The organism is Armatimonadota bacterium (assembly GCA_036504095.1).
Taxonomy (GTDB): Bacteria; Armatimonadota; DTGP01; order JAKQQT01; family JAKQQT01; genus DASXUL01.
In genome coordinates this window covers 118,823-131,353 of record DASXVS010000040.1, presented here as the reverse complement: position 1 = coordinate 131,353, position 12,531 = coordinate 118,823, and the positions used below count along the sequence as shown (strand labels likewise).

At 64.5% G+C, this 12,531-nt stretch carries 8 protein-coding genes and 1 pseudogene; 6 read left to right on the top strand and 3 right to left on the bottom strand.

The features are described from left to right. Window positions 1–42: 42 nt before the first annotated feature. Window positions 43–687, bottom strand: a pseudogene (locus VGM51_07810) (glycosyltransferase family 2 protein). A gap of 70 nt (window positions 688–757) precedes the next feature. Between VGM51_07810 and recR the strand changes: the two are divergent. Further along, complete coding sequence (recR, locus tag VGM51_07805) at window positions 758–1,354, top strand: recombination mediator RecR (protein HEY3412946.1); 597 nt, start codon at window positions 758–760, stop codon at window positions 1,352–1,354. Window positions 1,355–2,095: 741 nt separating this feature from the next. Here the strand turns inward: recR and VGM51_07800 are convergent. Next, window positions 2,096–2,329, bottom strand: coding sequence for a hypothetical protein (locus tag VGM51_07800; protein ID HEY3412945.1), 234 nt, complete (start codon window positions 2,327–2,329; stop codon window positions 2,096–2,098). 616 nt (window positions 2,330–2,945) lie between these two features. Here VGM51_07800 and VGM51_07795 point away from each other — a divergent pair. Continuing rightward, a complete protein-coding gene (locus tag VGM51_07795; GenBank protein ID HEY3412944.1) occupies window positions 2,946–3,875 on the top strand; it encodes a MarR family transcriptional regulator in 930 nt (309 codons plus the stop codon). A 214-nt stretch (window positions 3,876–4,089) separates the two neighbouring features. After that, window positions 4,090–5,439 carry a terminase family protein gene (locus tag VGM51_07790; protein ID HEY3412943.1) on the top strand — a complete coding sequence of 450 codons (1,350 nt, stop codon included), beginning with the start codon at window positions 4,090–4,092 and terminating at the stop codon, window positions 5,437–5,439. Window positions 5,440–5,627: 188 nt separating this feature from the next. Here VGM51_07790 and VGM51_07785 read toward each other — a convergent pair whose 3' ends face one another. Beyond that, window positions 5,628–6,539, bottom strand: coding sequence for a diacylglycerol kinase family protein (locus tag VGM51_07785; GenBank protein ID HEY3412942.1), 912 nt, complete (start codon window positions 6,537–6,539; stop codon window positions 5,628–5,630). A 242-nt stretch (window positions 6,540–6,781) separates the two neighbouring features. On the opposite strand from VGM51_07785, the gene VGM51_07780 reads away from it, so the two are divergent. From VGM51_07780 to VGM51_07770, 3 genes are all read left to right on the top strand, one after another. Continuing rightward, window positions 6,782–9,790 carry a choice-of-anchor Q domain-containing protein gene (locus tag VGM51_07780; GenBank protein ID HEY3412941.1) on the top strand — a complete coding sequence of 1,003 codons (3,009 nt, stop codon included), beginning with the start codon at window positions 6,782–6,784 and terminating at the stop codon, window positions 9,788–9,790. A gap of 510 nt (window positions 9,791–10,300) precedes the next feature. Further along, window positions 10,301–11,545, top strand: a complete 1,245-nt coding sequence (gene cax, locus VGM51_07775; GenBank protein ID HEY3412940.1) for a calcium/proton exchanger — start codon at window positions 10,301–10,303, stop codon at window positions 11,543–11,545. Then, the gene (locus tag VGM51_07770) at window positions 11,542–12,114 is read left to right on the top strand and encodes a macro domain-containing protein (GenBank protein ID HEY3412939.1); all 573 of its coding nucleotides are present in this window, start codon (window positions 11,542–11,544) and stop codon (window positions 12,112–12,114) included. The genes cax and VGM51_07770 overlap by 4 nt, the downstream gene beginning before the upstream one ends. The last annotated feature ends 417 nt before the right edge of the window (window positions 12,115–12,531 follow it).

Sequence of the window (12,531 nt, the reverse complement as noted above, 5' to 3'; positions counted from 1 at the left end):
GAGCGATTTAATAAATGCGGCCCGGTTATTTCGCGGCCACGATCAGCGCCGGAGCGCTCTGAGGATCGCGAGCGCCTGCCTGCCGCGGTGAAGAAAGCCGGCGAGGGTGCGGCCGGTCTTCCGATGCCTGAGGGGGAGCGGAACCTCCTCCACGCGGCCGCCTTGCCGGAGAATTCCAAGGGTAAGTGCCACCTCGACGCAGAATCCCGGCGCAAACCCGCCCAGACGGTCGACCCATTCGCGGCGTACGCAACGCTGGCCTGAGATGGGGGAATTGAACGTCCGGCCGGTACGCTGCCGGATGCCCCGGCGGGCGATGCCCTGCGCGAGCCCGAAACCGGATTTGCGACCCGTGGCCACCCAGGCGGCGACACACATATCGCACGCGTCGGACAGGACGGCGTCCACTAACGGCGCCACTTCCGCCGCGCTTTCTCCGAGGTCGGCGTCCAGCAGCAAAAGCACGGGAGCATCGCTGGAACCGAGCGCCGTATTCAGCGCCGCGCCCTTGCCCAGGTTTCTCTCGTGCCTCAGCACAACATCGGCGCCGGCTGCCCGGGCCGCTTCGGCCGTTCCATCCCTGGAACCATCATCCACCACGATGACCCGGCCTGATACCGCCGCCCGCACGCCCGCTATCGTCGCTCCGAGACGATCCTCTTCATTGAAGGCCGGGATGAGGATATCGACCGTTGAGGGCTGAGGGCCGAGGGCTGAGGGCTGAGGGCCGAATCCCTCTACTGCCTACTGTCTACTTATGGAATACGCACGACCGCTGGCGAAACTGATCGGTGAGTTGGAAAAACTGCCGGGCGTCGGGCCGAAATCGGCCCAGCGCCTGGCGTACTACATCCTGCGCATTTCGGCGGAGGATGCGCGAAGCCTCGCCGACGCCATCACGGACGTCAAGAGCCAGATCCATTTCTGCAGGCAGTGCTTCAACTTCACCGACCAGGAGCTCTGCGCCATCTGCAGGGACCACCGGCGCGACCCGTCGCTGCTCTGCATCGTCGCCGAGCCCCGCGACCTGGTGGCCATGGACAAAACCAACGAGTTCAAGGGCCTTTACCACGTCCTGCACGGCGTGATCTCGCCGATGGAGGGCATCGGCCCCGAAATGCTGAAGATCCGCGAGTTGCTGACCCGCCTGCGCGATGGAGTCGTCAAGGAGGCCATCCTCGCCACAAACCCCACCATCGAAGGCGAGGCAACCGCCCTCTATCTGAGCAACCTCCTGAAGCCGCTGGGCATCCGCGTCACGCGCATCGCGCACGGCCTGCCGATGGGAGGCGACATGGACTACGCCGACCAGGCGACCCTGATCCAGGCGCTGGAGTGGCGCCGGGAAATGTAGGCGGAAACGATGAAGCGTGAACGATGAACGATGAATGCCGGAGCCGGATTCACCACGGAGTAAACGGAGGGCACAGAGGTCCACGGAGGATCTGGTTCTGAGTGACCAAATCCAACCTCCAACTTCCATCTTCCAACTTCTGGTAGCGCGGGCGCCCCGCCCGCATCCCCCTCCCCCTGCCCCCCTCCCCCGCGCTGCGGTGGCGGGGGGACCGGTGAGCGATGAACGCGGAACGATGAGCGATGAAGCTCGAACACGGTAGTGGCTGCGTCCCCGCCGCCCTGGGATGTTCCGGTGTCCGCGCGGCGTTACCCGGCGATGAATCGCCGGGCTCCCCTCATTCTGCCCCTACGGGGCGTTCCGCAGCCCTCACCCCCGTCATGCCTCCCCGGATGAATCCGGCGTCTGTTCAGGCAACCAGCCCTCCGGGCAGGGGCAACCTCCTGCCCGGAGGGCAGGTAACTCACTCGGTCGCCAGTTGCAACTGGCGGGATTCCAAGGACCCGGAGCCCGTACGGAGGACCCCATGGCCGATGCCCTCCGCATTCAGTCGTCAGTGCCACGAGAGATGCGCGGCTATGGTAGTCCCGCACACGCCGCTCCACCGTACAGCTGCTTGTACTGATCGGTTCCGGAGAGAGGCTCCCCGGAACAGCGGAGGGGTTGCCGCCTCTCCCGGATTCGATATTGGCGAACAAAGATCCGGGAACGGATGTGCCGGACCGCCGGATACAAGAATCTTCACTTGCGCACTATAGTGCTGCGACTCACCGGAAAAAACGCGGATAAATAGCCGTCGCTGACCGATACGATCAAGTGAATCCGCTCGTCGTCCTGCTCCAGAACATCGATCTCAAAATCGATCTCCTGTCCGTCATGTTCCTCCGACCAGGTGATCGGAAACTTAGATTCAGTTACGTAGGTATTTGGGTTGTGCTCAATGACACTTACCACCTGATCCGCTAATTCCTTCATCCTCCTTCTCTTCATTTTCCACTCCAATGGCACTTATACAAGCCATTATCATCGGGATGCTGATATGACGGGAGACCGTAGTGGTCAAGCTGCTCCACCGCCCTAATTCTCCGCTAATGAAGAAATGTTAACACGTGTCGCCGCAGCCGACACTTGGGGCTGACCAGGCACGCGCGAGGTTTCGCCGACTCTACCCTCAGCCCAAGCATCTTATCTTCGATGAGCATAGTGCTATTGCACTTCTGGTGGCGATGCGTTCTTGTACTCGTGGCACGGCCCGAAAGGGATTCGCGCAGGGTCCGGCCCTGATGCCGATACGCCGGCTCGCCAGCAGTTGATCTGAACATGGGACATCCGGCACTCCCCCGTACGAGGCGGATTTGGTCGGGTTCGCCGTCACCCGTCCACCCAACGGGCGGGGCGCCGGTTCTACTGGAATCCTCTGCGTTCCTCTGCGGTGAGTTCCGAATTGTTGTCGATGAGATTCTTCGCTTCGGTCAGAATGACGTAGCGGGCGTCCTCCCGACCGTCCTCAGCCCTCAGCCCTCAGCCCTCGGCCCTCAAAAAACTTCAGACAAAACGGCCTTCCCGCGGGCTAGTAAGTAGGAGGCAAATCATGAATGAAGCCCACTGGAATGCGGACGAGAGGCCGCCGTGGCTGGACGAACAGCCCGAGGAGGAGCGGGAACGGTACATACCGGCGACCGACGGATTCCGGGGATCCCGGCGGAGAGCCCCGGCGTTGAGTTCCCATCGGGTGAGCGACGATGGAGCCGCGCGGCACTGGCAGTTTCACCCGGCTCTCCTGACGGTCAAACCCCTGATGCTGCTGACGCATCTGAGCGCGCACGGACCCACAACCACGATGGACATCTGTGCCGCCTTCGGCATCGACAAATCGACTATTGGCAGGGACCTGAAGAGGCTGCAGTGGGTCTCGCTGGTCGCGGCCCGCAGTGTACCAAGCCGCCTGGGCGCGCGCACGTATCACGCGCATAGTGCGCGGGAGTGGAGCATCACGGACGCCGGCCGCCAGGCATTATGGCGCATGGGTTGGGTGACGCGCGACGTTCTGCATGAGCCGTGGGAGGATGCTCCGTTGCGTGACGATGTGGAGGACGATCCGGTCGAGGCCGTGCGCCGCCACGGGGTCTTCTTCTGGCTGCGTCCGTGCGGGCTGCAGGTGGCGCGCGTGCTGACGAGTCGGATCTGGACCCCGGCGTCGATGAGGAAGGTGGCGCGCCTGTGCGGAATCAACATGGGAATGGTGTGGAACAACGTCCAGTACATGCACAAGCGCGGGTGGCTGAAGGAGCACCCCGACATGCTGTCACACGACTTCCGGGGGAAGCCGTACCCGGCTCTGAGCATGAACGACGCAGGCATCGAGGCGCTGGGACGCCACGTGGATGCGTTGCGCCGCGCGGGACGTTCCACCGGCTGGACCCTCGATCCGGACGACCCCGCGTACGCAATCGTAGACGAGCGCGGCGAGTTCCCATACTGCTGGGAACCCGAAGCCGCCCGCCTGGGGTGGAAGTTGTGAATTCAACCACAAAGACACAAAGGCACAAAGCCAAAATGATGAGTTCAGAATGATGAATGATGAATGTCCGACCCGGATTCGCCCTTCATCGTTCATCGTTCACACTTCATCGTTTCCTTTGTGCCTTCGTGTCTTTGTGGTTCAATTTTGCCCTCCGAAAAAAAACTTCAGACAAAACCGCCTTCTCGCGGGCTAGTAAGTAGGAGGCAACGAAATGTTGAAGAGGCGCGCAAGCTCAGTGAACGCGGTTATCGAGGCTGCGGTGTCCCGGTCGGGGCACACCCTCACCGACTACCAGCGGGATTTCCTGGCCGATGAGGGGCCGTTCCGGTCCGTTCTGAAGGCGCGTCAGACGGGTTTTTCATGGCTGTTCGCCTTGGAGGCGCTCAGCCAGGCCATCGTCAACCGCCATTTCAGCATCTTCATGAGCCTCAATCGCGATGAGGCGTCGGAGAAGATCATGTACGCCCGCGATCTCTACGAAAGCCTGCCCGCGAGGTACCGCCCGCCGCTGCGCCACGCGGGGAGGTTTGAGATGATCTTCCAGGGTGGCGGTCGCCTGCTCTCGTTCCCGTGCCTCGCGCCGCGCGGGAAGGCCGGCGCCAGCCTCTACCTGGACGAGATGGCGTTTTACCCGCATTCCGGCCGCGTGTATGGCGGCGCCCTGCCGGTGATCACCCACGGCGGGCGCGTCACCGTGGCCTCGACACCGAACGGCGATACCGGGATGTTCTGGCGCCTCGTTTCGGAGCCGGAACTGGCGTCGAGTTTCTCTCAGCACACGGTCCCGTGGTGGCGCGCGCCGTGGCTTTGCCTCGACGCGGACGCCGCCGAGGCGGAACCGCTCACGGACGCCCGCGTTCGGCGCTACGGGACGGAGGTCCTGAAACGCCTGCGGGGCGCGATGGACCTGGAGACGTTCCAGCAGGAGTATGAGCTCAAGTTCGTGGACGTGAACGCGGCCTTCATCTCCTGGCCGGAAATCGAGGCCAACGTGCACGATATCCCGCTGGCGGCGACCTGGGAAGCCCTGGCCGCCCTCGGCGGACGGCTGTACGCCGGTGTGGACATCGGCCGGGTGACGAACGCCACGGAGATCATCGTGATCCGGGATGACGGCGGCAGGCGCTCGGTTGTCTGCATCAAGAGCATGGTGAACGAGGATTTCAGGACCCAGGAAACCGCCGTGCTGGACTGCCTGCGCATCGCGGGTGTGGAGCGTCTTTGCGTGGACTCGACCGGGTTGGGCATGAACCTCAGCGAGGACCTTTCGCGCGCGTACCCGGGCCGGGTTGTGGCACTGCACTTCGACTGCGGGATGAAGGAAACGATGGCGCGCCAGGTGAAGCGCGATCTGCAGGCGGGCATCCTGGCGCTGCCGCGCCAGCGGTCCCTGTTGGAGCAAATTCATACGGTCCGCCGAACGTGGCTGGCCTCGGGACGCGTCCGTTACGATGCGCCCGTTGTCGACGGCAGCCACGCGGACAAGTTCTGGGCGCTGGCCATGGCTCTGAACGCCGCCACCGGACGCCACGCCACCGTGACGGCCTACACGCTGCGATGATCGTCACAGGCAGTGTCGGCGTCCCCGCCGACAAACCGTCCGATATAACGGACGATGAATGCCGAACACGGTAGTGTCGGCGTCCCCGCCGACAAACCGTCCGATATGATGAACGATGAATGCCGAACACGGTAGTGTCGGCGTCCCCGCCGACAAACCGTCCGATATACCGGGCGCCTCGCGCCCCCTTACACCCCCACCACATCCAGCGCCGACGGCAGCACCTCGATGGTCGCCGGCAGTTGGCCCACGATTTCCCCATCCAGCGCCAACTGTGCGCCATCGGCTTTCAACTCGACCCGCGTCGCCGTGGCGCGGCGAACATCCACCCCCGGAACGAGGCTCGAGAGGCCGGGCGAAACGAAACACGTCAGCACGAGCAGCGCATCCAAGGCGAGCGTCACGGTGAGCCCGCGCCGCCGGCGGTGTTCGATGAAGAGAAGGTCCAGCCGTCCGTCGTCCACGCGCGCATCGGGGCAGATACGGATCCCTCCCGCTCCGTTCCGCGTGTTCGAGACGACGGCCGTAGTGGCGCTGCCGGCCCACGTATCTGAGTCGAATTCAACGATGACGGGCACGGTCATCAGCGCGGCTTTCCGCAGATAAGGAAGGTAGCCCGCCAGGCCGCGCACAGGCTTCCCGCCCTCGTTCGCCCTTCCGGCGATCTCGGCCGGTGTCCCGATGAATGCCGCGACCAGGAAATGGCGGCGGCCGAACGCGCCCTCGGCGAGGCCCACGTCCACCATCCGGGCCGGCCGCTCCACGGCGGCCAGGACCCGGGACCAACTTGTGTGTCCGATCGCGCGGGCGAAATCATTAGCGGTGCCGGCGGGCAGAATTCCCAGCGTCGGGCGTTCCGTTCGATGAATCTCCATCAGCGCGTTCGCCGCTTCGCTCACCGTGCCGTCGCCGCCGCAGACGAGGATGGTGCGGTATCCGTCATCGCACGCCCGGCGCACGAGGATCTCGGCGCCTTCCGTGGGAGTGGTGAAGCCGTGGTCGGGCACGGCCTGGTGGCCGGCGAACTGCTCCCATTCGCGGGCGCCGCGCCCGCCCGCCGCGCTGGGATTCACGAGCACAAAGGCACTGCTGCGACCCATTCCGGAATCCTCCCTAGGGACGCCTATATGGTACCCTGAAACGGCGCCTCATCGTCCAGGCCCGCACGCCGGAACGAGCGTGCAACACGGTACCGCACCTGCGCCCCTGCCTGCCTGATAGACTCGACCCGCACTGGCCGGCTATCATACGCGCTATCCGGCTCATCCATGGATTGCCTCGTGTTCAGTGGCCGCAAAACAGAGCGTGCCGCTGATCAGGCACGCTGAAGGAGATTAACACGATGTCACGATTAATCATATCGTGGCGGGCGGTTTTCTTCTTGTGCGCCGCCATATTGCCCGCCCCGACCCTCGCTCGCGTCTGGTACGTCAACGCGGGCTCCACCCAGTCCCCACAGGACGGGTCCTCTTTCGCGCAAGGATTCCACACCATCCAGGCGGGAATCGACGCTTCCGCGGACAGCGACGATGTGTACGTGGCGACCGGCATATATGCGGAGAACCTCACCGTCGGTAAGGCGGTCTCACTGCGCGGCGGTTACGCCGGGACCGACGCGACCACCCGTGATGCGGCGTCGTACCCAACGACGATTGACGGCGGCGGCAAGGGACCCGCGGCCGTCTTCACGCTATTTCCCGCGTCGCAGTATGGTAACTTTCTCGATGGATTCACCATCCAGAACGGCGCCGGGAAGGTCTACCTCGGACAGGCCCTGGGGGGTGGCGTCATCTGGGACACGTACGGTACGATCTCGAACTGCTATTTCGTCAACAACAGCGCACCCAGCAGCCCCTCCTACGGGGGCGCCATCGCATGTCCCGGAAACGACGGCCTGCTCGTCCAGAACTGCGCGTTCTCCGGCAACTCGGCGGTGTATGGCGGCGCCATCGGCGCCCTGGCGACGGCTGGAAGCTTCAGCACCTTCACCGTCGACCACTGCAACTTCAACAACAACGGCCAGGGAACCGCGGGCGGCGCAATCTATGTGAAAGGACCATTCTACAAGGGCGCCGTCACCAACAGCACATTCACCACCAACACCGCGTTGTTCGGCGGCGCGATCGAACTGGACAACGCCACCAACCAGACCATCGCCGGCAATGTGTTCACTTCCAACAAGGCCCACCCATACGGCAATGGCGGGGCGCTGATGATCGAGAAGAGCGATCCCGTGCTGGTGGAGCTGAACCTGTTCAGCGCGAACACCGCCGAGTCATACGGGGGCGGAATCTACGCCGACACCCCCGGCGCCACCTCCGTGGCGATCAACAACAACGTCCTGGCCGGCAACGTGGCGAACGCCTTCTCCTTCACCGGCATCAACGGCGGCGGCATTGTCTCCGGCGGCGCCTACGTGGTCAACAACACCTTCGCGGACAGTCCCGGCAGCGCGCTGTCGATATCCTCGCCCTCCTTTACGGCGAACAATATATTCGCCTTCAACGGCGTGGCAGTCACCGTGGATTCCAGCATCGTACCCGGGCCGATCCACAACAACGACGTCTTCGGGAACACCGGCGGCGATTACGGAGGCATCGCCGACCCAACAGGCACCAGCGGCAACATTCGCAAGGATCCGGTCTTCGTCAACCACGCCGGAGCCGACTTCCACCTCCAGGGGTCGTCGCCGTGTATTGATGCCGGCAATACGTCGGACGCATCGGCCTACGCGGGGCCATACGACTACGACGGTGAGCCGCGCATCCAGGGACCGAGTGTGGACATCGGCGCGGATGAGTTCATGCCCACGCTTGTATTCACGCAACAGCCGGGGAACGCCCGACCGGGGCAGCTTCTACCCTCTCAGCCCGTGGTGACGGTGATGGACAGGGCCGGCAACCCCGTGTCCGGCTACAATGCGCCGGTAACGATGATCATCAGTACGCCCTTCGCGGGCAGCGCGATCATCCACGGGACGACGCAGGTGAACACGGTCAACGGCGTGGCAACGTTCACGGATCTTTCCATTGACAAACCGTATCGCGGGTACGTGATGCGCGCGCTGGGCATTCCGTTTGAAAGCGGTGACAGCATACCGTTCGACGTCCTATACGCACGCTCCTACGTGACGCCGACCGGCAGCGACACCCAGGACGGCATCACCTGGGCCACGGCCCGGCAGACGCCGAAAGCCGCCTTCGACATCACCGGCGGGCCGAACGGGGAGGTCTGGGCCGCCATCGGTACGTACGCCGGCCCGGTGGACATCCCGGACGGCGTCACGCTGTACGGCGGATTCAGCGGGACCGAAACGAGCCTGGACCAGCGGAACGCCCAGAGCAGGCGCACCGTGATCGATGGCGGACACGTAAACGCCGCCGTCCGCTTCCTTTCCGGAACCGGAAACGGCATCAACGGCTGCAAGATCACCAACGGCATCGGCGCGCCCGTGGCGACTTCGCTGCTGTCCACGCATCGCGAAGGCGGCGGCGTCTACGTGCGCAGCGCCAGCCCGACCATCGCCAACAACCTCATCACGGGGAACAGCGCCACGTTGGGCGGCGGCATCGCCATCGACGGCGGCAGGCCCGAAGTCCTGGGCAACGTCATCGAGATCAACAACGTTGCCGCGATGACCAACCTGATCGGAGGGGGCGGAGGCGTCTATATCGGAGCAGGCAACGGTACCGTGATTGCCGACAACTTCATCGTCGGCAACACCGCCACGGGTGAAACGACCGCGCATGTACCCAGCGTCGGCGGCGCGATGGTCCTCGGCGGCACGCAGAACGTGCACAACAACACGTTTTCGGTCAATCAGTGTCCGGTCGGCCAGGGCGACATCTACATCGTGAACGGCTCCACGGCATTCATCAACAACATCATCGAGAACCATGCCGCCATCGAGCGCATCGCCGGCACACCCACCTTCAGCCACAACGACTACGTACCCGGCGCGGCGGTGGCCAACGAGCTGCCGAATCCCGACGGCTCCAACGGCAACTTCAATGCTGCCGTCACGTTCGTCAACGCGGCCGCCGGGAACTTCCACCTTCCCCCCGGGTCGCAACTCATGGACAGGGGCGACGTTACGGCGATACGGCCCGGCGAGACCGATATAGACGGACAGCCGCGCGTGATGGGGCCAGGTGTGGACATCGGCGCGGACGAGGTGGCTGTGCCGTACACCCTGACGGACGCGGCCTCGGCGCTGGCGTTCGCAGGCGGGCTGCAGGCAGCGAGCCTGCTGGATGCGCTGCGCCTGCGCCCCGAGGGACCTGGCGGGATCGACGTGGGCGACGCCATCCTCCTCGCCCGCCGGGCCGCCGGGCTGGACCCGAACCCGTAGGATCGTTCAGGGGAAAGGACGCTCTTGCCACCGGCGATTGAAGAGGCTGTCCCGAGAGCTCGGGACAGCCTCTTCAATCGGGCTGCGTCCCATCGGCTGAAGCCGACGGCCGCCAGACGAAACCGGCTCAAGCCGGTTGGTTTCCGACCCAGTATGCGCGTATCAGTCGGCTTTAGCCGACTTTGTGCAACCAGCCGTCGGCTTCAGCCGATGGGGTGTAACGCGACCCAACGCACATCACTGTCTGGACACGTCCACCCACCCAAATCGACGGCGCCCGCCCCCTCATTTCGGAGGAGGCGGGCGCTGATCGACGCTATGCGATTCCAGGTTTCAGTTCTTCTGTTCCTGATTGTGAGGTTCATTCCATGTAACCGGGCGTTCTTACAATACTGACTTCGGAGCCCGAGAAATGGTTCCCGAAGGGCGGGCGCCGCCCCTGTCTGCTATGCTTAAGGGGTCTACCGGGTCGTGCCGCATTCCGTCCCGACCCGTGCTTACCGGAGCATTATGCGTACTGCCAAGCCCGCCAACATCAGGAAGCGCGCGCCATACCGGCGCGCAAATCGGCTCAACGTTCTGCTCGCCTTCGTGCCGGTGAGCATCGTCCTCGAGTGGCTGCACTTGTCGCCGACTCTCGTCTTCGTGTCATCGTGTCTGGCCATCGTCCCGTTGGCCGGGCTGATGGGCGGCGCCACGGAGGACGTCGCCGGCCGCATCGGATCGACGTGGGGCGGCCTGCTCAACGCGACGTTCGGCAATGCGCCGGAGCTCATCATCGCGATGCTGGCTCTTCGGGCCGGGCTTCCGGGGGTCGTGAAGGCCAGCATCACCGGGAGCATCATCGGCAACCTGCTGCTGGTTGTCGGCCTGGCCGTTCTGCTGGGCGGTATCCGGCACAAGACGCAGTCGTTCAACCAGCATTCGGCCGGGCTGCACTCGTCGCTGCTGGTGATGAGCGTGCTGGCGCTGATGGTGCCGGCGGTATTTGTGCGGTCGGCGCCGGGTCTCATCGGCGGGAACCGGGACCCGCGAGTCGAAAGCCTCAGCCTTGCGGTGGCCGGTGTGCTCATCGTTGTCTATGGCCTCTCGCTGTTCTTTTCGCTCAAGACGCACGAGAGCCTGCTCACCGGCATCGAACCCGAGGCCGGTGAGGATCGGGCGCCGCGGGGGCTGCCGGCGGCGGTTGGCCTGCTGTTGGGGAGCACGCTGTTCGTCGCCCTCGAGAGTGAGTTCCTCGTGGGTAGCATCGACGGCGTCACGAAGGCGCTGCACCTGAGCCAGGTTTTCGTCGGCGTGGTGGTGGTCGCGATCATCGGCAATGCGGCCGAGCATGTGACGGCCGTCGTGTTCGCCCGGCGAAACCAGATGGACCTGGCGCTGAAGATCGCGATCGGCTCCAGCACGCAGATCGCCCTTTTCGTGGCCCCGCTCCTCGTGTTCGCCAGCCTGGCGATGGGCCACCCCATGACGTTCATATTCAACACGTTCGAGCTGGTGAGCATCGCGTTCGCGGTCACGATCGTGACCGTGATCAGCCTGGACGGCCAGACCCACTGGATGGAGGGCGTTCTGCTTCTGGCGGCGTATATCGTCATCGCGCTGGCGTTTTACTACATTCCCACGGAGGGGCGTCCGGCGGTCGCGCCGGCTCCGTCGGGCAGCACGACAAGTTGGCTCCCGCCGCCGGCAGCCGGGCGGGGGATGCGTTTACAGCCTCTCGGGGAATTCAAGGGAAGTGAGGGAGGGCAATGAGCGAGGTAATCTACGACACGATGCTGGCGTCCGGGGCCCGTGTGAGCCTTCGGAAAGGCGATTTGACCGAGGAGGCGGTGGATGCCATCGTCAACGCGGCCAATGAGCACCTGCAGCACGGCGGCGGCGTGGCGGGAGCGATATCGCGAAAGGGTGGCCCGTCGATCCAGCGCGAAAGCAACCAGGTGGGAATCGTGGAGACCGGCACCGCGGCGATGACCGGCGCCGGCGACCTCCCGAGCCGCTTCGTCATCCACGCGGTGGGCCCGATCTGGAGCCAGCACGACGAGTTCGAGGCGGACAGCCTCCTCGCCAGTGCGGTTGAGTGTTCACTGGACCTGGCGGACGCCAAATCGTTGGTCAGCATCGCCTTTCCGGCCATATCCAGCGGCATCTACGGCTTCCCCAAGGACCGGTGCGCCGAAATCATGCTCCGCGCCGCCGTCTCCTGGCTGGACGACGCCCCGTCTTCAAGCATCCGCGATGTGCGGTTCGTGGTGATCGACGAGGCGACCTTCGACGCGTTCGACACCGCCTGGCGTGCCGAGTTCGCCGCATCGTACAACTGACCCTACCCACAGTAGTGTCGGCGTCCCCGCCGACAACCGCCACGGTAGTGTCGGCGTCCCCGCCGACAAACACCGGCAATCGTCGTCGGCGTCCCCGCCGACAACCGCCAGGTAGTGTCGGCGTCCCCGCCGACAACCGCAAGGTAGTGTCGGCGTCCCCGCCGACAAACACCAGCAATCGTCGTCGGCGTCCCCGCCGACAACCGTCACGGTAGTGTCGGCGTCCCCGCCGACATAAAGCGGCAATCGTCGTCGGCGTCCCCGCCGACAACCGCCAGGTAGTGTCGGCGTCCCCGCCGACATACATCGGCAATCGTCGTCGGCGTCCTCGCCGACAAACATCGGCAACCGTCGTCGGCGTCCCTACCGTGAGACGGGCGAGGGCGCCCGCGCTACGCCGGTCGGCATTCCGAATTC